Genomic DNA, 23395 nt, shown 5'->3' with positions numbered 1-23395 from the left:
GGCTGAACCGGGCGGGTGTGTCGGACTCACTCCCGGGCGCCTCCGGGAGAAGCGTCCGCATCGGCTTTCTCCAGCTCATCCCGCAGTTGCCGGGCCAGCATCCGGAGAGTCGGGTGGTCGAAGACAAAGCTGGGAGGCAGCCGCAGCGCGGTGCGCTTGGCCAGGCGATCGCGGAGTTCCACCGCCATCAGGGAGTCCAGGCCGATCTCGGTGAACAGCACATCGGGGTCGAGCGTGGCGGCCGCCGAGTGGCCCAGGACCCGGGCGGCCTCCCGCTGGACCATGTCGAGGAGAATTCGCTCCTGCTCCTCGGGGGCGGCCCCGGCCAGCCTGCCGGTCACCAGTTCCTCGTCCGTGGTGGCCCGAGCAGCTCGCCTGATCGGTGGCACCAATTTGCGCAGCAGCGGCGGCACCGCCCCGTCGGCGGCCTGGGTTCGGAGCGCGCCGAGGTCCAGCTTGATGGGGAGGACCGTGGGTTCGGCCGTACGCAGCGCGGCGCCGAAGAGTTCCATGCCCTCGGCCGGGGACAGGGGGGCCACACCGCCGCGTGTCATCCGGCGCTGGTCGGCATCGCCGAGGCGGCCGGTCATGCCCGTTCCCGCGGCCTGCTGCCACATGCCCCAGCCCAGGGAGACGGCGGGGAGTCCCTGCGCCCGGCGCTGATGGGCGAGCGCGTCGAGGTAGGCGTTGGCGGCGGCGTAGTTGCCCTGCCCGGCGTTGCCCAGGGTGCCGGCGGCGGAGGAGAACAGGACGAAGGCGGACAGGTCCAGGTCCCGGGTCAGCTCATGGAGATTGAGTGCCCCGTCCGCCTTCGGCCGGAGGACCGTGTCCATACGCTCCGGGGTCAACGCGGTCAGCACACCGTCGTCCAGAACACCGGCCGTATGCACCACGGCGGACAACGGAGCGTCTGCCGGGACGACGTCCAGCAGCCCGGCCACCGCGCGCCGGTCCGCCACATCGCACGCCACGATGCGTACCCGCGCACCCGCCTTCACCAGCTCCGCCTCCAGCTCGGCGGCACCAGCGGCCCCAGGCCCGTTCCGGCTCGCCAACACCAGACTCCGCACCCCATGCACCGCCACCAGATACCGCGCCACCACCCCACCCAACGCCCCCGTACCACCGGTCACCAACACCGTCCCACCAGAGCCAACGTCACCCGGCCCGGGCTCGGGCACGTCCACGACACGGATGAGGTGCCGGGTCAAGCAGGTGGCGTCGCGTAAGGCCAGTTGGTGCTGGTCACCGGCAAGCATCGCGGGCAGGAGCGCGATGGGGATCGTCTCTTGATCGATGTCGAGGAGGAGGATCCGCCCTGGGTTCTCCGCTTGTGCGGACCCCATCAGGCCCCATACCGCGGCCACCGCCGGATCGACCGGATCGGCCTCCCGGACGGCGACGCCACCGCGCGTCACCACGACCAGCCGACTGGACGCCAACCAGGGCTCGGCCAGCCACGCCTGTATGACCCGCAGCGCCCGCCCGGTCAGCTCCCGCACCTCGGCCGTACCGTCGCCGGTGCCACCGCCGACGCCACCGCCGAGGTCCAGCACCAGTACGTCTGGTGGCGAAGCCTCCGGCGTGGTGGTCAGAAGGTGCACGTCCTCGGCATCGACCACCGGTATGGGTTCCACGGTCGTGCCGTCCGGCCGAACCGGCAGTTCCTCCCAGGCGACGCGGAACATCCGGTCCGCTGTCGCCGCCCTGCCGAACTGCTCGGGGCTGACCGGACGGGACACCACCGAGCCCACCGACGCCACCGGGGCACCGGACTCATCGGCCAGATCGAGGGTCATGGTGTTCGGGCCGGACGGTGTCACGCGTACCCGCAGCGCTGAGGCCCCGGAGGCATGCAGCGCCACCTCCCGATAGGCGAACGGCAGCACAAGCGCGGCGTCGGCTTCGTCACGGTCGTGGAAGGCGATGGTGTGCATGGCCGCGTCGAGGAGTGCCGGATGCAGCCCGAACCCCGCCGCCTGAACCCGATGCTCCTCCGGCAGAGCCACCTCCGCATACACCACACCATCCGACCGCCACGCCGCCCGCACCCCCTGGAACACCGGCCCATACCGATAGCCGACCCGTTCCAGATCGTCGTACAGGCCCTCCACCTCCGCCGGATCCACCGCCGCCGCACCCGCAGGAGGCCACACCGACAACCCCACGTCGGTTGCGGAGACCCCCTCCGCAGAGTGCAACGTCCCGCTGGCGTGCCGCACCCACGCAGTGCCTACACCGGCGTCCTCCGCCCGCGAATACACCCGCACGCCACGCCGACCACCCTCATCGGCCTCCGCCACACTCACCCGCACCTGCACCGCCCCGCCCTCCGCCAAGACCAGCGGAGCCTCCATCACCAACTCCTCCACCCCACCGCATCCGATCTCATCACCGGCCCGCACCACCAACTCCACAAACGCCGCCCCCGGCAACAACACCGCACCCGCAGCCACATGATCAGCCAGCCACGGATGCGACCCCAACGACAACCGCGACGTGAACAACACCTCACCCGAACCCGGCACCTCCATCACCGCGCCCAGTAGTGGATGGCCGACGCCCGTCAATCCGGCAGAGGCCACATCACCGACGCCACGGCCGTCCCCGACCAACCAGTAATGCTCCCGCTGGAAGGCATACGTCGGCAGATCCGAAATGTGGGAGGGCAGAACCGTGGCACCGAACAGGGCGCCGAAGTCGATGCGTACGCCTGCCACATGCAGTCGGGCGACGGCGGACAACAGCGCACGGACCTCGTCGCCCTCCCGCCGCAGCGACGGCACGACCACGGACTCTTCGGCCGACTCCTCCGGCAGACAGTCACCGACCACCGCGGACAACACCGCATCCGGCGCCAATTCGAGGTAGGTGCTCACTCCGTAGTCGGCCAGCGCCCGCACACCGTCCGCAAACCGCACCGCCGCACGCACATGCTCCACCCAGTACTCCGGCGAACACACCACCTCCGCGTCCGCCAACGCCCCCGTCACGTTCGACACCAGAGGAATCACCGGCGCGGCGAACGACACATCGGCGATCGCCTCCCGGAACTCCTCCAGCATGGGCTCCATCCGCGCGGAATGAAACGCATGCGAGACGGCCAGCCGCCTGGTCCGACACCCCCGCTCGGAGAGCTCCTGCGCCACCCGTAGCACCGGCTCCTCATCACCGGAGAGCACCACAGCCGCAGGACCGTTCACCGCAGCGATATCCACTCCCGGCACCAGCAGCGGCCGCACCTGGTCCTCACCCGCGGCCACCGCCACCATCGCACCGCCCTCCGGCAACGCCTCCATCAACCGACCCCGCGCCGCCACCAACACCACCGCATCCGCCAACGACAACACACCCGCCACATACGCCGCCGCCACCTCACCCACCGAATGCCCACCCACCACATCCACCACCACACCCCACGACTCCACCAACCGGAACAACCCCACCTCCACCGCAAACAAGCCCGCCTGAGCAAACACCGTCCGCTCCAACAACACCCCATCCCCGAACACCACATCCCGCACCGACCCCGACACACCACCCGCACCCAGCTCACGATCCAACGCCTCACACACCACATCAAAGGCCTCCCGGAAGACAGGGAACGCCTCATACAACCCACGCCCCATCCCCACCCGCTGACACCCCTGACCGGCGAACAACACCCCCAACCGACCACGCACCACCGAACCCGACACCACACCCACCACCGACTCACCCCGCACCACCGCCGCCAGCCCCGACAACGCCTCCTCCCGATCCCCCGCCACCACCACCGCACGATCCGACAACCCCGCCCGCCCACAACCCAACGCGAAGCCGAGTTGACTCAAGTCGAGCTGCGGCTCCGCCGCGACAAAGGACCGTAGCCGCCGCGCCTGGGCGGCAAGCCCTGCGGTACCTCGGCCGGACACCACCAGTGGCACCGGGACACCCTTCGGCCAGGACATCACCGGATCGGTCGGCTCGGTCGCCGTCGGAGCCGCCTGTTCCAGGATGACGTGGGCGTTGGTGCCGCTGACCCCGAACGCCGACACCCCGGCCCGACGCGGACGCCCCACCTCCGGCCACACCCGCTCCTCGGTCAACAGCTCCACCGCACCCGCCGACCAGTCCACCTGCCGCGTCGGCTCATCCACATTCAACGTCCGAGGCGCGATGCCATGCCGCAACGCCAACACCATCTTGATCACACCAGCCACACCCGCAGCCGCCTGTGCATGACCGATATTCGACTTCAACGACCCCATGAGCAGCGGCCGCTCACGATCCTGACCGTACGTGGCCAACACCGCCTGCGCCTCGATCGGATCACCCAGCGCCGTGCCGGTGCCATGCGCCTCGACCACATCCACCTCTGCCGCGGCCACACCCGCGCTGACCAGCGCCTGACGGATGACGCGCTGCTGCGACGGACCGTTCGGCGCCGTCAGACCGTTCGACGCACCATCCTGGTTCACCGCACTGCCCCGCACCACCGCCAGCACCTGGTGACCGTTCCGCTCCGCGTCCGACAGCCGCTCCAGCGCCAGCACACCCACACCCTCGGCCCACCCCGTACCATCCGCCGAAGCGGCGAAGGACTTGCACCGGCCGTCGACCGACATCCCGCGCTGCCGCGAGAAGGCGATGAAGATGCCGGGAGTGGGCATCACCGTGACACCGCCGGCCAGCGCGATCGAACACTCGCCCGCTCGCAGCGCCTGCGCCGCCAGATGCAACGCCACCAGGGATGAGGAGCATGCCGTGTCCACCGCGACCGACGGCCCCTCGAAGCCCAGTGCATAGGACACCCGCCCTGACAGCACGCTCGCCGAGGCGCCGAGCCCCAGCATGCCTTCGAGCTCGGCGGGAACTGGCTCCACGCCCGACCCGTAGTTGTGGTACGTCACACCGGAGAAGACACCCACGTCCTTGCCCCGCAGGGTGGTCGGGTCGATCCCGGCCCGTTCCAGCGCTTCCCACGAGGTCTCCAGCATCAGACGCTGTTGGGGGTCCGCGGCCAGCGCCTCACGCGGCGAGATCCCGAAGAAACCCGCATCGAATTCCCCGGCATCGTGCAGAAACCCGCCCTGGTGCGCATAGCTGGTGCCGGGGTGGTCCGGGTCCGGGTGGAACAGATTCTCCAGATCCCAGCCACGGTTCACCGGGAAGCCGCTGACCCCGTCCCGCCCATGAAGCACCAGGTCCCACAGCTCTTCCGGAGTGGAGACTCCACCCGGCAGCCGACAGGCCATGCCCACAATCGCCACCGGCTCAGTCGACACGGCCGCGAGCGCTGATGACGAACCCGGTACCTCCTCCGGGGTCGCCGTGTCCCCGATGAGCTCGTCACGGAGGAAGGCGGCGAGAATCAGGGGCGTGGGGTAGTCGAAGAGCAGGGTGGTCGGCAGAGTCCGGTCGGTGAGTGCGTTCAGGCGGTTGCGCAGCTGCACGGCGGTGGCCGAGTCGAACCCGATCTGGTTGAACACCATGTCCGGTTCAATGGCATCCACTGAGGGGTGCCCCAAGACGCTTGCGGTCTCCTGGCGGACGGTCTCCAGCAGGACGCGTTCCTGTTCCGGCGCGGGCTCCCCGAGAAGGCGAGCAGTCAACGTGCCAGCATCGGCGGACAGTTCGGCCATGCCCGGGAGCTGATCGTCGATGGATCCCGCATCGGCGGGAGCGGCACTCTTGAGCCAGTAGTGCTGGTGCTGGAAGGCGTAGGTGGGGAGATCCAACGCGGCATGCGCCGGAATGTCGCCGAGCAGCGCGGTCCAGTCGACGGGAACACCGCGTACATACGCCTCGCCCAGTGAGGTGAGCACGCGACGCATGCCACCCTCATCCCGCCGGAGTGTCCCGGTCACCACGACCGGCCCGGCATCCACTCGCTCGGCCGCCGCCTCGATGCTCATCGTCAGCACCGGATGCGCACTGACCTCGACAAACGCCGCAAGGCCTTCCTCCATCAACCGGTCGATCGACGGCGCGAACCGCACCGTGCTCCGCAGATTCCGATACCAGTACCCGGCATCCAACTCCGCCGTATCCACCCACCCCGCCTCCACCGTAGAGAAAAACGGGATACGCGACGACACCGGCCGCACCTGCGCCAACGACCGGGCCAACTCCTCCTCCACCGCCTCCACCTGCGACGTATGCGAGGCGTAATCCACATCCACCCACCGCGCCCGCACCCCCGCACCCCCGCACTCCTCAACCAGCTCACGGAGCGCCTCCACCTCACCGGCCACCACCACCGACGACGGCCCATTCACCGCCGCCACCTCCACCCGACCCGACCAACGGGACACCAATGGCTCCACCTCCGCCACCCCCACAGCCAGCGACACCATCCCACCCCGACCCGACAACCCCACCGCGATCGCCCGACTCCGCAACACCACCACCCGCGCCGCATCCTCCAACGACAACCCACCCGCCACACACGCCGCAGCAATCTCACCCTGCGAATGACCCACCACTGCGGACGGCTCCACCCCAAACCACCGCCACACCCGCGCCAACGCCACCATCACCGCAAACGACACCGGCTGCACCACATCCACCCGATCCAACGACACCACACCCTCAACACCCCGCACCACATCCACCAACGACCACCCCGTCAACGGATCCAACACCCCCGCACACTCCCCCAAAGCCTCCGCAAACACCCCACACGACTCCAACAACCCAGCCCCCATACCCACCCACTGCGCCCCCTGACCAGGAAAAACAAACACCACCCGACCCCGAACATCCGCCCTTCCCGCCCCACCGCCCTCCGCCACCGCCGCCAGCCCCGCCAACGCCTCAACCCGGTCCCCCGCCACCACCACCGCACGGTCCGACAACGCAGCCCTACCAACAGCCAACCCCGCACCCAACTCCCCGACACTCAAGTCCGGATGAGCCTGCACGTACTCCAGCAAGCGCCGCGCCTGCCCCCGCAACCCCGCACCGCCACGCCCCGACACCACCAACGGCACCACACCACCCGGGACCTCCACCACCGGCGCCACCTCAATGGCCGCCTCCGGAGCCTGCTCCAAAATCACATGCGCATTCGTCCCACTCACCCCGAACCCCGACACCCCGGCCCGACGCGGACGCCCCACCTCCGGCCACACCCGCTCCTCGGTCAACAGCTCCACCGCACCCGCCGACCAATCCACCTGCGGCGTCGGCTCATCCACATGCAACGTCCGAGGCGCGATGCCATGCCGCAACGCCAACACCATCTTGATCACACCAGCCACACCCGCAGCCGCCTGCGCATGACCAATATTCGACTTCAACGACCCCAACCACAACGGACGCCCCTCAGACCGACCCTGGCCATAGGTGTCCAAGAGCGCTTGCGCCTCGATGGGGTCACCCAGGGCCGTGCCCGTCCCATGGGCCTCCACCACATCCACATCCGCCGCCACCAGTCCGGCACTGTTCAACGCCTGCCGGATGACACGCTGCTGCGACGGACCATTCGGCGCCGTCAACCCATTCGACGCACCATCCTGATTCACCGCCGAACCCCGCACCACCGCCAACACCCGATGCCCAAGACGCTCAGCATCAGACAACCGCTCCACCAGCACCACGCCCGCGCCCTCGGAGAAGCCGGTGCCGTCCGCCGCGGCTGCGAACGCCCTGCAACGGCCGTCCTTGGACATCCCGCGCTGACGCGAGAAGCCGACGAAAATACCGGGGTTGGCCATGACGGTCACCCCTCCGGCCAGCGCCATCGAGCACTCGCCCAACCGCAGCGCCTGTACGGCCAGATGTAAGGCCACCAGCGACGAGGAGCACGCCGTGTCCACCGCGACCGACGGCCCCTCGAAGCCGAGCGCATAGGACACCCGCCCCGACAGGACACTCGCCGAGGTGCCCGTACCCATGACCGCCTCGAGCTCCTCGGGGACCCGGGCTCCGGTGCCGTAGCTGTGGTACGTCACGCCGGAGAAGACGCCGATGTCCTTGCCACGCAGCGCCGTCGGGTCGATCCCGGCGCGCTCGAACGCCTCCCAGGAGGTCTCGAGCATGATGCGCTGCTGCGGGTCCATCGCCAGCGCCTCACGCGGCGATATCCCGAAGAACCCCGCGTCGAACTCCCCCGCGTCGTCCAGAAAGCCACCCTCGCGGACATAGCTGGTGCCCGGGTGATCCGGATCCGGGTCGAAGAGGTTCTCCAGATCCCAGCCACGGTCCTCCGGAAAACCACCGATCGCGTCACCGCCGGACGCCACCAGGTCCCACAGCTCCTCCGGCGTGGTCACACCACCCGGCAACCGGCACGCCATCCCCACAATCGCGATCGGCTCCGACAAGCCACGGCGTATGTCGGCGTTCTCCCGTTCGAGCCGCTCGTTCTCCATGAGCGTGACACGCAGCGCTTCGACGACCTGCGCTTCGGGAGTGGTCATCCCGGCCTCCGCATTTCGAACCGACATTACTTCCCGGCCTTGCTCATGGCGCGTTGCACCAGACTGGCGACATCCATATCGGCGATCGTGGCGACCGACTGCCCGTCCGCCGACTGCCCGTCTACCGGTTGCTCCGCTTCCGATTCCCGGACCAGCGTCATGAGGGTGTCCAGGATGCCCAGCTCCTGGAAGCGGCTCAGCGGTGTCCTGGCCAGCGCGCGGCGCAGGTCCTCCTCCTCGCTTCCGTTGTGGCTTTGCGCGGGTGGAGCGTCCGGGCAGAGCTTTATCCGCAGGTGGCGCATCAGGGCGGTGGGCGTCGGATAGTCGAAGACCAGCGTGGCCGGGAGGCGTATCCCGGTGTGGTTGGCCAGGCGGTTGCGCAGTTCCACCGCGGTGAGGGAGTCGAAGCCGATTTCGTTGAACGCCAGGTCCGGCCCGATGGCGTGAGCGGAGGAGTGGCCCAGGACCCGAGCGGCTTCCCGGCAGACCAGGCCGAGCAGGATCTGCTCCTGCTCCTCGGCCGTGGCCCTGGTCAGGCGCTGGGTGAAGGCGTCCATGTCGGCGGCGGTCCGTGCGGTGCGCCGACTCTGCCGGACGAGGCCACGGAGCAGCGGTGGCACCGGTCCGGTGGCGGCCTGGGCCCGCAGTGCGCCGGGGTCCAGTTTCATGGGGAGCACCACCGGCTGGGGCATGTGCAGTGCGGTGTCGAACAGTTCCCCGCCTTCGCTCTCCGACAGCCCGGCCACTCCCCCGCGTACCATGCGCTGCTGGTCGGCGTCGGTGAGGTGGCCGGTCAGCCCGACCCCCGCGCCCTGTGCCCACAGCCCCCAGGCCAGGGAGATTCCCGGGAGGCCCTGGGCACGGCGTCGATGTGCCAGCGCGTCCAGGAAGGCGTTGGCCGCCACATAACTGCCCTGCCCCGAGCTGCCCAGCGTGCCCGCGGCCGAGGAGAACAGGACGAAGGCCGCCAGATCCAGGTGTCGGGTCAGCTCGTGCAGATGGAGTGCGGCATCCACCTTCGGGGCGAAGACGGTGTCCAGTCGCTCCCTGGTCAATGCGGTGACCACACCGTCGTCCAGCGCGCCCGCGCTGTGCACCACGGCGGTCAGCGGCGCGTCACCGGGCAGCGAGGACAGCAGCTCGGCCAGGGCGTCGCGGTCTGCCACATCGCAGGCGGCGATCCGTACCCGTGCGCCGAGTGAGGTCAGTTCCCGCTGCAGCTCGGCCGCGCCGGTGGCCTGGGGTCCACTCCGGCTGGTCAGCAGCAGGTTCCGTACGCCGTGCTCGGCCACGAGGCGCCGGGCGGCCACCTTGCCCAGCGATCCGGTGCCACCCGTGATGAGCACGGTGCCGTCCGGGTCCAGTCGGCGCGGCAGGGTGAACACGTTCTTGCCGATGTGCTGCGCCTGGCTCATGAAGCGGAAGGCGGCCGGAGCGCGCCGGATGTCCCATGCGGTCACCGGCGGCGGGGTCAGCACCCCCTTCGCGAAGAGGTCGACCAGCTCGGTCAGCATCTGCTGGATGCGCTCGCCACCCGCCTCGGCCAGGTCGAACGCCCGATAGGCCACGCCGGGGTGCTGGATGCCCACCTCTTCGGCGTCCCGGATATCGCTCTTGCCCATCTCGATGAACCGGCCGCCCCTGGGCAGCAGTCGGAGTGAGGCGTCCACGAAGTCGCCGGCGAGGGCGTCCAGCACCACATCGAAGCCACGGCCCTCGGTCATCTCGAGAAACCGCTGCTCGAACTCCAGCGTCCGGGAGTTGGCCAGCCGTCCGTCCGGGACACCGGCGGCGCGCGCCGCGTCCCATTTGGCCGGCCCGGCCGTGCCGTAGACCTCAGCGCCCCAGTGCCGGGCCAGCTGCACCGCGGCCATGCCGACGCCACCGGCGGCGGCATGGATCAGGACCGACTCCCCGGGCTCCAGCCGGGCCAGGTCCCGCAGCCCGAAGTAGGCGGTGAGGAACACGCAGGGGACCGCGGCCGCCTGCTCGAAGGACCACCCCTCGGGGATGTGTACGAGGGTGAGGCAGTCGGCCACGGCGATGGGGCCACCCGCACCCTCGAAGAGCCCCATGACCCGGTCACCCGGTGCGAACCGGGTGACACCGGGGCCGACCTCCGTGACCAGACCGGCGCCCTCGTTGCCGATGCTGATCTCACCGGGGTACATGCCCAGCGCCATCAGCACATCGCGGAAGTTGAGTCCCGCGGCACGTGTCTCGATCCGGACATGGCCCGGGGGAAGTGGCGCCAGCGCCGCTGGCGACGGCAGCAGTGCCAGGCCCTCCAGCGTTCCCGGACCGCGGGTGCCCAGCTGCCAGGCGGGCTCTCCCTCCGGCGCCACGAGTGCCTCGTCGGCCGTCGCCCGGGTCAGGCGGCGCAGATGACAGACGCCTCCGCGCAGCGCGAGCTGCGGTTCGTCTCCGGCGAGCAGGGCGGGCAACAGCGTGGGCAGGGCCTTCGTGGAGGCCGGTGTGTCGTCCAGGTCGAGGAGCAGAATCCGGCCGGGGTTCTCCGACTGCGCGGTGCCGACCAGCCCCCAGGCCGCGGCGACCGCCGGATCGACCGGATCGGCATCCCGCATCCCTACGGCACCCCGCGTCAGTACCACCAGGCGAGAGTCCTCCAGCGAGGGCTCGGTCAGCCACGTCTGCAACACGTCCAGCACCTGGCCGGTCAGCTCACGCGCGCGGGCCGCGCCGGTGTCGTCACGTACGGCATCGCCGGTACCGATCTCGTACAGCAGAACCGGCGGCACCTCGCCCGATTCGGACGACTCAGCCGCGTCGGACGCAGGAGGTGCAGGCCGTGCGTCGGCTCGGGAGGCCACCTGCCGTACGTCCTGCGAGATCTGCACGGATACGGTGTCCAGTGGCGCGTCGGCGGCGGCGACCCGCAGCTCCTCCCATTCCACGAGGAACATCTGGTCGGTCGACGTCCGTGTGGCGGCGTCCAGCAGCACCGTCGGCATGGGCCGTGACACCAACGACTCGACCACCGCGACCGCCGCCCCGCTCGGATCGGCCAGTCGAAGACCCACCCCATCCTTGCCATTGGGCGTGATACGTACGCGCAGCGCCGAAGCGCCGGAGGCGTGCAGGGCGACTCCGCGATAGGCGAACGGCAGTGTGGGCCCTGCCTGGGCCTCGGGACGGTCGCGGAACGCGGTGGCGTGCAGGGCCGCGTCGAGCAGCGCGGGATGCAGCCCGAACGCGGTGGCGTCGGCCGACAGCTCCTCGGGCAGGGTGACCTCGGCATAGATCTCGTCGCCCCGCGTCCACGCGGCGCGCAGACCACGGAAGGCCGGGCCATATCCGTAACCGCCGGCCTCCAGCTCCTCATAGATGCCACGCACCCGCTCCTCCGGGACCGCCGCCGCCCCGGCGGGTGGCCACTGCGTCAGGTCAGCGTCGAGCTCATCCAGGGTTTCCTCGGCGAGCGTGCCGCTGATGTGGCGCGTCCAGGGCGCGTTTGAGGCTTCGTCCTGGCCGCGTGTGTGCACCGCCATCGGGCGACGGCCGGAATCGTCCGGTGCGCCGACGCTCACCCGCACCTGCACAGCGTCGCGCTCGGGCAGGGTGAGCGGCGCTTCGACGACCAGCTCTTCCACGACACCACAGCCGACCTCGTCAGCGGCGCGCACCGCCAGCTCCACGAACGCCGCCCCGGGCAGCAACACCGTGCCCGCCGCCGCGTGGTCGGCCAGCCACGGATGCGTACGCAGCGACAGCCGAGAGGTGAACAGCAGGCCCCCCGACTCCGGCAGCTCGGTGACGGCGCCCAACAGCGGGTGGTCGGCCCGGGCAAGTCCCAGCGCGGCCGCGTCCACCGTTTCGCCTCGCCGTCCCAGCCAGTAGTGCTGGTGCTGGAAGGCGTAGGTGGGGAGATCCAACGCGGCATGCGCCGGGACGTCGCCGAGCAGCGCGGTCCAGTCGACAGGGACACCCCGTACGTACGCCTCGGCCAGGGACGTGAGCACGCGGCGCATGCCACCTTCATCCCGGCGGAGGGTGCCGGTCACCACGACCGGCCCGGCATCCGCTCGCTCGGCCGCCGCCTCGATGCTCATCGTCAGCACCGGATGCGCGCTCACCTCGACAAACGCCGCAAAGCCTTCCTCGATCAACTGGTTGATCGACGGCGCGAACCGCACCGTGCTCCGCAGATTCCGATACCAGTACCCGGCATCCAACTCCACCGTATCCACCCACCCCGCCTCCACCGTAGAGAAAAACGGGATACGCGACGACACCGGCCGCACCTGCGCCAACGACCGGGCCAACTCCTCCTCCACCGCCTCCACCTGCGCCGTATGCGAGGCATAATCCACATCCACCCACCGCGCCCGCACCCCCGCACCCCCGCACTCCTCCACCAGCTCACGGAGCGCCTCCACCTCACCCGCCACCACCACCGACGACGGCCCATTCACCGCCGCCACCTCCACCCGACCCGACCAACGGGACACCAATGGCTCCACCTCCGCCACCCCCACAGCCAGCGACACCATCCCACCCCGACCCGACAACCCCACCGCGATCGCCCGACTCCGCAACACCACCACCCGCGCCGCATCCTCCAACGACAACCCACCCGCCACACACGCCGCCGCAATCTCACCCTGCGAATGACCCACCACCGCCGCAGGCTCCACCCCAAACCACCGCCACACCCGCGCCAACGCCACCATCACCGCAAACGACACCGGCTGCACCACATCCACCCGATCCAACGACACCCCACCCCCCACACCCCGCACCACATCCACCAACGACCACCCCGTCAACGGATCCAACACCCCCGCACACTCCCCCAAAGCCTCCGCAAACACCCCACACGACTCCAACAACCCAGCCCCCATACCCACCCACTGCGCACCCTGACCAGGAAAAACAAACACCACCCGACCCCGAACATCCGCCCTTCCCACGACATCGCCACCGGCCACCTCATCTCCCGCCACGGCCTCCAACCCGGCCACGGCCTCACTCCGGTTGCTCGCCAACACCACCGCGCGCTCCGACAACGCCGCCCGCGACGCCGCCAATGACCGTGCCAGATGGTCCAGGTCCACATCCGGCCGTCGCTCGACGACATCCAGCAACCGCCGCGCCTGCGCCCGCAATCCCGCATCGCCACGCCCCGACACCACCAACGGCACCACACCACCCGGCACCTCCGGCATCGGAACACCATCCCCCGACCGGTCCGGAGCCTGCTCCAAAATCACATGCGCATTCGTCCCACTCACACCAAACCCCGACACCCCGACCCGACGCGGACGCCCCACCTCCGGCCACACCCGCTCCTCGGCCAACAACTCCACCGCACCCGCCGACCAATCCACCTGCGGCGACGGCTCATCCACATGCAACGTCCGCGGCAACACCCCATACCGCAACGCCAACACCATCTTGATCACACCAGCCACACCCGCAGCCGCCTGCGCATGACCAATATTCGACTTCAACGACCCCAACCACAACGGACGCCCCTCAGGCCGACCCTGACCATAGGTCGCCATCAATGCCTGGACCTCGATCGGATCACCCAGCGTGGTGCCCGTACCGTGCCCCTCGACCGCATCCACATCCGCCGCCACCAGCCCCGCGCCGGCCAGCGCCTGCCGTATGACACGCTGCTGCGACGGACCATTCGGCGCCGTCAACCCATTCGACGCACCGTCCTGATTCACCGCCGACCCCCGCACCACCGCCAACACCCGATGCCCACGCCGCTCCGCATCCGACAACCGCTCCAGCACCAACACACCCACACCCTCGGCCCACCCCGTACCGTCCGCCGACGCCGCGAACGACTTGCAGCGGCCGTCTTCGGCCATGCCGCGCTGCCGCGAGAAGCCGACGAAGGCGCTGGGGGTGGACATGACGGTGACTCCTCCGGCCAGCGCCATCGAGCACTCCCCCGACCGCAGCGCCTGCGCGGCCAGATGCAGGCCCACCAGCGAGGAGGAGCATGCCGTGTCGATGGTCATCGCCGGGCCCTCGAACCCCAGCTCATAGGCGACCCGGCCGGTGAGCACGCTCGCCGAGCTGCCCGTCATCAGGTAGCCCTCGACGCCCTCGGGGACCGTGTCCACGTCCGTGGCGTAGTCCTGGTTGAGGGTGCCGAAGTAGACGCCGACGTCCTTGCCGCGCAGGCCTGTCGGGTCGATTCCGGCGCGCTCCAACGCCTCCCACGACGTCTCCAGCAGCAACCGCTGCTGCGGATCCATCGCCAGGGCTTCACGCGGTGAAATCCCGAAGAAGCCCGCGTCGAACTCCCCCGCGTCGCGAAGAAAGCCACCCTCACGGACATAGCTGGTGCCCGGGTGATCCGGATCCGGGTCGAAGAGGTTCTCCAGATCCCAGCCACGGTCCTCCGGAAACCCGCCGACCGCGTCACCGCCGGACACCACCAGGTCCCACAGCTCCTCCGGCGTGGTCACACCACCCGGCAACCGGCACGCCATCCCCACAATCGCGATCGGCTCCGACAGGCCGGCCTCGAGCTCGGTGAGCCGCTGCCGCGCCTGGTGCAGGTCGGCGGTCACCCGCTTGAGGTACCGGACCAACTTCTCGTCGTTGTCCACCGGAGGTCACCTTCCCCTTCACTCGTAGGCGCGGTCGGAATCCGACGGGTCCACGATGCCGAACTCGTCGTCGATGAAGGCCAGTACGTCGTCCACCGACGCCGCTTCCAGCGTCGCCTCGATGTCGGTGCCTCCGGCCGGCCCGGGGGCATCGGTGCTGAGCTTGGCCGCCAGGGCCCGGAGCCGGGCGGCGGCGCCGGTGTCCTTGGCGCCGTCCGGTGGCCGGGCGGCCACCAGTTCTTCGAGCCTCGCCACTTCGGCCAGCACCGGGTCCTGGGTGGTGTCGGCACCCAGACGGGTGGTCAGGTGGTCCGCCAAGGTCAGGGGGGTGGGGAAGTCGAAGGCGAACGTGGCGGGGAGTCGCAGCCCGGTGCGGGCGAGGAGCCGGTCCCGTAGCTCTATCACCGTGAGCGAGTCGAAGCCGACGTCGGTGAAGGCGACATCGGGGCCGATACGACCGACCGAGGCGTAGCCGAGCACATACGCCGCCTCCTGCCGGACCAGGTCGAGAAGGATCGCCTGCCGGTCCGTGGAACCCGCCCCGGCCAGTCGTACGGTGAGCGCGTCGGCGTCATGCGCATGCGCCGACTGCGCCTTCTGCCGGATCCGCCGTGGCTGGGGGACCAGCCCCCGCAGCAGCGGCGGCACCGCCCCGGTGGCGGCCTGGGCCCGTAGCGCACCGAGGTCCAGCTTGATGGGGAGGACCATGGGTTCGCCCGTACGCAGCGCGGCGTCGAACAGTTCCATGCCCTCGGCCTGGGATAACGCGGCGAGTCCGTCGCGTGCCAGCCGACGGTGGTCGGTGTCGCCGAGCTGGGCGGTCATGCCCTCGTCCTGGGCCCACATACCCCAGCCGAGGGAGATCGCGGGAAGCCCTTGGGCGGCCCGGTGCTGTGCCAGCGCGTCGAGATAGGCGTTGGCGGCGGCGTAGTTACCCTGCCCCGAACTGCCGAAGGTGCCGGCGGCTGAGGAGAACAGGACGAAGGCGGACAGGTCCAGGTCCCGGGTCAGCTCATGCAGATGGAGCGCCCCGTCCACCTTCGGCCGCAACACCGCGTCCATACGCTCCGGGGTCAATGCCGTCAGCACACCGTCGTCCAGAACACCGGCCGTATGCACCACCGCCGACAACGGAGCATCCCCCGGAACCATATCCAGCAGCCCGGCCACCGCGCCCCGATCCGCCACATCACACGCCACGATGCGTACCCGCGCACCCGCCTTCACCAGCTCCGCCTCCAGCTCGGCGGCACCATCGGCCCCAGGCCCGTTCCGGCTCGCCAACACCAGACTCCGCACCCCATGCACCGCCACCAGATGCCGCGCCACCACCCCACCCAGCGCGCCCGTACCACCCGTCACCAACGCCGTCCCACCCGAGCCCACACCGCCCGGCCCAGCCTCGGGCGCCTCCACGACACGGGTGAGCCGCCGCAGTAAACACGCTCCCGAGCGGAGCGCTGCCTGGGTCTCATCGGCGGCGAACAGGGCGGGGACGAGGGTGCTCAGGGTCGCGTACGAGGACGGCTCGTTGTCGACGTCCACCATCAGGATGCGCCCGGTGTTCTCCGACTGCGCGGTGCCCATCAGCCCCCATACGGCGGCGATGGCGGGCTCGACCCGCTCACCCGGTTCGACGGCGACCGCGCCCGTGGTCAGCACGACCATCCGTGTGCCGTCCAGCGCGGGTTCGGTCGACCACGCCTGGACGACCTCCAGTACGCGGCCGGTCAGCTCACGCACGCTCCCGGCGTCGGTCACTTCGACCGTCACGGCGTCGAACCGGCCGCCTCGCTCGGCCAGTGCGCGTACGTCCTCGGCCGTGGCCACCCGCACCGTGTTCAGTGGGCTGTCGTCCGGCGTCAACGTCGTCTCCTCCCACGCCGGGCGGAGCAGACGGTCGTGTGTCGAGGCGGCCTTGAACTGCCCGGGCTCGACCGGACGGGACACCATGGAGCCCACCGAAGCCACCGGGGTACCGGACTCATCGGCGAGATCCAGGGTCAGCGTGTCCTCTCCAGTGGGGACCACCCGTACCCGCAAGGCCGTGGCACCCGTGGCGTACAGCGCCACATCACGCCAGACGAAGGGAAGGGCTGTCCGCTGGTCGGCGCGCTCCGCACGGTGCTGGAAGGCGGCCGCGTGCATGGCCGCGTCGAGGAGTGCCGGATGCAGTCCGAACCCCGCCGCCTGGACCCGATGCTCCTCCGGCAGAGCCACCTCCGCATACACCACACCATCCGACCGCCACGCCGCCCGCACCCCCTGGAACACCGGCCCATACCGATAGCCCGCCCGCTCCAAACCCTCGTACAGGCCCTCCACCTCCACCGGATCCACCGCCACCGCACCCACTGGAGGCCACACCGACAACCCCACGTCAGGCGCGGAGACCCCCTCCACAGAGCGCAACGTCCCGCTGGCATGCCGCACCCACGCAGCACCTACACCGGCGTCCTCCGCACGCGAATACACCCGCACCCCACGCCGACCACCCTCATCGGCCTCCCCCACACACACCCGCACCTGCACCGCCCCGCCCTCCGCCAACACCAGCGGAGCCTCCATCACCAACTCCTCCACCCCACCGCATCCGATCTCATCACCGGCCCGCACCACCAACTCCACAAACGCCGCCCCCGGCAACAACACCGCACCCGCAGCCACATGATCAGCCAGCCACGGATGCGACCCCAACGACAACCGCGACGTGAACAACACCTCACCCGAACCCGGCACCTCCATCACCGCGCCCAACAACGGATGCCCAACACCCACCAAGCCTGCGGACGTCATATCGCCCACATCCCGCCGCTCCCCCACCAACCAGTAATGCTCCCGCTGGAACGCATACGTCGGCAGGTCGACCCAACCGGTAGGCGTTCCGCCCAGCACGTTCGCCCAGTCCACGTGCACACCACGGGTATGGCAGGTGGCCAGAGCCGTGACCAGGGCATGGGTCTCGTCGCCCTCCCGACGGAGGGCCGGTACGAAGGCGGCGTGCCCGTCGTCCAAGCACTCGCGGCCCATCGCGGACAGCGTGCCATCGGGCCCCAGTTCCAGATACGTACTCACCCCGTACTCGGCCAGCGCCCGCACACCGTCCGCAAACCGCACGGCAGAGCGCACGTGCTCCACCCAATACTCCGGCGAACACACCACCTCCGCGTCCGCCAACGCACCCGTCACGTTCGACACCAAGGGGATCACCGGCGCGGCGAACGACAAGCCCTCCACCACTTGCCGGAACTCCGCCAGCATCGGCTCCATCCGCGCGGAATGAAACGCATGCGAAACCGCCAGACGCCTGGTCCGACACCCCCGCACCGAAAGCTCTTCCGTCACCCGCAACACCGGCTCCTCATCGCCCGAGAGCACCACAGCCGCAGGACCGTTCACCGCAGCGATATCCACTCCCGGCACTAGCAGCGGCCGCACCTGGTCCTCACCCGCGCCCACCGCCACCATCGCACCGCCCTCCGGCAGCGCCTCCATCAACCGACCCCGCGCCGCCACCAACACCGCCGCATCCGCCAACGACAACACACCCGCCACATACGCCGCCGCCACCTCACCCACCGAATGCCCACCCACCACATCCACCACCACACCCCACGACTCCACCAACCGGAACAACCCCACCTCCACCGCAAACAACCCCGCCTGAGCAAACACCGTCCGCTCCAACAACACCCCATCCCCGAACACCACATCCCGCACCGACCCCGACACACCACCCGCACCCAGCTCACGGTCCAACGCCTCACACACCACATCAAAGGCCTCCCGGAACACGGGAAAGACCTCATACAACCCACGCCCCATCCCCACCCGCTGACACCCCTGACCGGCGAACAACACCCCCAACCGACCACGCACCACCGAACCCGACACCACACCCACCACCGACTCACCCCGCACCACCGCACCCAACCCCGACAACGCCTCCTCCCGATCCCCCGCCACCACCACCGCACGATCCGACAACCCCGCCCGCCCACAACCCAACGCGACACCCAGCTCCGCCACCCCCACCTCAGGGTGGGCATCGACGAAGTCCAGCAGCCGCCGCGCCTGGGCCCGCAGGGCCGCGTCACCCCGCCCGGACACCACCAACGGCGCCGCTCCACCCGGCGCCCGCACCACAGGCGCCACCTCCGGCGTCCCCACCTCCAGCGTCTCCACCGCAGGCTTCTCCACCACCGACCCCGCCGCGACCGCCACTTCCGGAGCCTGCTCCAGAATCACGTGGGCGTTTGTCCCGCTCACCCCGAACCCCGACACCCCGGCCCGGCGCGGACGCCCCACCTTCGGCCACACCCGCCGCTCGGTCAGCAGCTCCACCGCCCCCGCCGACCAGTCCACCTGCGGCGACGGCTCATCCACATGCAACGTCCTCGGCAACACCCCATGCCGCAGGGCCATCACCATCTTGATGACACCGGCCACGCCCGCCGCTCCCTGGGTGTGGCCGATGTTGGACTTGAGCGAGCCGAGCCACAGCGGGCGGTCCTCCGGTCGCCCCTGGCCGTACGTGGCGAGCAGCGCCTGTGCCTCGATCGGGTCGCCCAGCGCCGTGCCCGTCCCATGGGCCTCCACCGCGTCCACCTCGGAGGCGGTGAGGCGCGCATGGGCCAGCGCCTGCCGGATGACGCGCTGCTGCGAAGGGCCGTTCGGCGCCGTCAGACCGTTCGACGCACCATCCTGGTTCACCGCACTGCCCCGCACCACCGCCAGCACCTGGTGACCGTTCCGCTCCGCGTCCGACAACCGCTCCAGCAGCAGCACTCCGGCGCCCTCGGAGAAGCCGGTGCCGTCCGCCGCCGCGGCGAATGCCTTGCAGCGCGCGTCGGCGGCGAGTCCGCGCTGGCGTGAGAAGCCGATGAACGCCCGTGGGGTGCCCAGGACGGTGACGCCACCGGCCAGCGCCATCGAGCAGTCTCCGGCCCGTAGGGCCCGCGCCGCCAGGTGGAGGGCCACCAGCGACGCGGAGCACGCGGTGTCGACCGTGACGGCGGGGCCCTCGAACCCGAAGGTGTAGGAGATCCGGCCGGACAGCACACTTCCGGCGTCGGAGGTCATCAGATAGCTCTCCAGTGCCTCGGGCAGCTCCGGCAGCCCGGCGCCGTAGTCACTGCCCGCGAACCCGGAGAAGACACCGACGTCCTTGCCGCGCCACGCGGTCGCGTCGATTCCGGCCCGTTCGAACGCCTCCCAGGAGAGCTCGAGCATGATGCGCTGCTGTGGATCCATCGTGACCGCCTCGCGCGGGGAGATCCCGAAGAAGCCCGCGTCGAACTCCCCGGCGTCGTGCAGAAATCCGCCCTCGCGTACGTAGCTGGTGCCCCGGTGGTCGGGGTCCGGATGGAACAGGTGCGCCAGATCCCAGCCGCGGTTCTCCGGGAAGCCGGTGATTCCGTCCCGCCCGTGCAGCACCAGGTCCCACAGCTGCTCCGGGGAGGACACGCCGCCCGGAAGCCGGCAGGCCATCGCGACGATCGCGATCGGCTCCGACTTCTCGGCCTCCAGCTCGCGGACCCGCTTCTGGGAACGGCGGGCGTCCGCCAGCACGCGCTTGAGGTATTCGCGCAGCTTCCCGTCATCTGCCATCAGTGGTCACTCCTGAAGGAAACGGTGGCGTGTGCTGGAGGGTCGGCGGGGTGCGGTGTGCGGTCGCGCGGGCCCGGGCGGTCACGATGTGCCGAACTCCCGGTCGATGAGCTCGAACATGGCTTCGTCGGTGGCGGTGTCCACATCGAACTCCTCGTCCTCGTCGGCGGCTGTGGCGCCTTCGGCGGTTTCCCACTGCTCGACCAGCAGTTGGAGGCGGGCCAGCACCGTGGCGTGGGTCGTGGCGTCGGGGGTCACCTCGGCCAGGGTCGCGGCCACGGTGTCGAGCTCGGCCATCAGCACCTCGGAGGTGTCGACCTCCTGGCCCAGTTCGGCCAGCAGGTAGCGGGCGAGTGGCGCGGGGGCGGGATGGTCGAAGATCAGCGTGGCCGGCAGCCGCACCCCGGCGCGGCGGGAGAGCCGGTTGCGCAGCTCCACGGCGGTGAGCGAGTCGAAGCCGATTTCCTTGAAGGGCTGGTTCGGTTCGATGAGGTCGGCCGAGGCGTGGCCGAGGACGGCGGCGGCCTCTTGCTGGACCAGGTCGAGCAGGATCTTCTCCTGCTGGCCGGCGGTCGCCCTGGCCAGCCTGCTCACCAGGTCGTCCGTGTCCGCCGCCGCGTTGTCGACGGCCCGGCGCGGGGCTCGGACGAGGGCGCGCAGCAGTGCGGGCAGCGAGCCGGATCCGGCCAGGGCGCGCAGTGCGGCGAAGTCCATGTGGGCGGGGACCAGTACGGTGTCGGGGCCGCGCAGCGCGGTGTCGAACAGCTCCATGCCCTCGGGTACGGAGAGGCCGAGCATGCCGCCCTTGGCCATGCGCCGCTGGTCGGAGTCGTCCAGGTGTGCGCTCATGTCGGTGACCTGCCCCCACAGGCCCCAGGCGAGCGAGGTGGCGGGCAGCCCCCTGGCGAGGCGGTAGCGGGCCAGTGCGTCGAGGAAGGCGTTGGCGGCGGAGTAGTTGCCCTGGCCGGGAGAGTCAAAAGTGCCCGCGCCGGACGAGAAGAGGAGGAACGCGGCGAGGTCGAGGTCGCGGGTCAGCTCGTGCAGGTTGAGCACCGCGTCCACCTTGGGGCGGAACACGGCGTCCAGCCGTTCCGGCGTCAGGGTGGTGATCACGCCGTCGTCCAGCAGCCCGGCGGTGTGCACCACGGCGGTCAGCGGGGCGTCCTGGGGGATCGAGCCGAGCAGTGCGGCCACCGCCTCCCGGTCGGCGAGGTCGCAGGCCACCGTGTGCACGGTGGCTCCCAGCGCGCTGAGCTCGTCCTCCAGCTCCGGCATTCCCGCGGCGGCCCTGCCGCGCCGTCCGGCCAGGACGACGTTGCGCATCCCGTGCTCGGCCACCATGCGCCGGGCCACCAGGCGGCCCAGGGAGCCGGTGCCGCCGGTGACCAGGACGGTGCCGGTGGCGTCGAGGGTGCGGGGCAGGGTGAACACGTTCTTGCCGATATGCCGCCCCTGGCTCATATAGCGGAAGGCGGCGGGGGCGTTTCGTACGTCCCAGGTGTTCAGCGGCAGCGGGTGCAGCGCTCCCCGGTCGAACAGCCCGGTCAGTTCGCGGAGCATCTCCCCGATGCGGTCGTTGCCCGCCTCGTAGAGGGAGAACGCCTGGTAGGAGACGCCGGGATGGGTGGCTGCCACCTCCTCGGGGCTCCGCAGATCGGTTTTGCCCATCTCCAGGAACCGGCCTCCTCGGGGCAGCAGCCGCAGCGAGGCGTCTACGAACTCCCCGGCCAGGCTGTCCAGCACCACATCGACGCCCCGGCCCTGGGTGGCGTCCAGGAAGCGCGGTGCGAAGTCCACCGTGCGCGAGGTGGCGAGCCGGTGTTCGCCGATTCCGGTGGCGCGTACGGCGTCCCATTTGGCGGGGGCGGCGGTGGCGAACACCTCGGCGCCCCAGTGCCGGGCGAGCTGTACGGCGGCCATGCCGACCCCGCCGGCGGCGGCGTGGATCAGGACGGACTCACCGGATCGCAGACCGGCGAGGTCCCGCAGCCCGTAGTAGGCGGTGAGGAACGCCATCGGCACGGTGGCGGCCTGCTGGAAGGACCAGCCGTGCGGGATCCTGGCCACGGTGCGGTGGTCGGCCACGGCCAGCGGGCCGACGGCGTCGGGGAACAGCCCCATCACCCGGTCGCCGACGCCGATCTCGTCCACGCCGGGGCCGATCTCGGTGACCACTCCGGAGCCTTCGTTGCCAATGGTGGCATCGACCCTGTTCATGCCGAGGACGACCAGCACGTCCAGGAAGTTCAGCCCCGCCGCCCGGACCTCGATCCGGACCTGACCTGCGTCCAGCGGCTCCAGCGCGGCGGGCGCGGGGCGCAGGGCCAGGCCTTCGAGGGTGCCGTCGGTGCCGGGCTCCAGCCGCCAGGCCGCGGCGCCCGCGGGTAGGGCCAGCGCGCCGGTGGCATCCGCGCGGGTCAGCCGACGGGCGTAGCGGATGCCCTCGCGCAGGGCCAGTTGTGGCTCTTCCAGGGTGAACACGCTGGACAGCAGGGCCAGGGACGCTTGGGCCCGGTCGGTGTCGACCAGGGTGATCCGCCCGGGGTTCTCGGCCTGGGCGGACCTCAGCAGACCGCATACGGCGGCGGCGGTGGGATCGGTCAGCTCCCGGTCGTGGTGCACCGCCACCGCCCCGTGGGTGAGCACGAGCAGCCGGGTGTCCTCCAGTTCGGATGCGGCCAACCAGGTCTGCAGCAGTTCCAGCACCCGGCCGGTGGCCTCTCGTACGCCGCTCGCGCTCGGCTCCTGGTCCTCGCCGGCCGGGTCCGGGAGCAACGCCTCGCGCGT

2 protein-coding genes and 3 pseudogenes are annotated in these 23395 nt (G+C 70.3%); all 5 read right to left on the bottom strand.

The annotated features are described in order from the left end of the window. Positions 1 to 26: 26 nt before the first annotated feature. Complete coding sequence (locus BLV72_RS43105; RefSeq protein ID WP_483153947.1) at positions 27 to 8258, bottom strand: type I polyketide synthase; 8232 nt, start codon at positions 8256 to 8258, stop codon at positions 27 to 29. A gap of 173 nt (positions 8259 to 8431) precedes the next feature. Next, a pseudogene (locus tag BLV72_RS43100) lies at positions 8432 to 14959 on the bottom strand (type I polyketide synthase); the annotation flags it as partial. 57 nt (positions 14960 to 15016) lie between these two features. Continuing rightward, positions 15017 to 20611 (bottom strand): type I polyketide synthase, encoded by a 5595-nt coding sequence (locus BLV72_RS43095; RefSeq protein ID WP_425288565.1) that lies wholly within the window; start codon positions 20609 to 20611, stop codon positions 15017 to 15019. Positions 20612 to 20689: 78 nt separating this feature from the next. Further along, positions 20690 to 21946: pseudogene (locus BLV72_RS52340) on the bottom strand (type I polyketide synthase); the annotation flags it as partial. A 150-nt stretch (positions 21947 to 22096) separates the two neighbouring features. Then, positions 22097 to 23314: pseudogene (locus tag BLV72_RS52335) on the bottom strand (SpnB-like Rossmann fold domain-containing protein); the annotation flags it as partial. Positions 23315 to 23395: the final 81 nt, after the last annotated feature.

It is taken from the genome of Streptomyces melanosporofaciens, assembly GCF_900105695.1.
GTDB lineage: Bacteria > Actinomycetota > Actinomycetes > Streptomycetales > Streptomycetaceae > Streptomyces > Streptomyces antimycoticus.
Note: the sequence above shows the minus strand (reverse complement) of the source record. Positions and strands in the feature narration are given on the sequence as shown.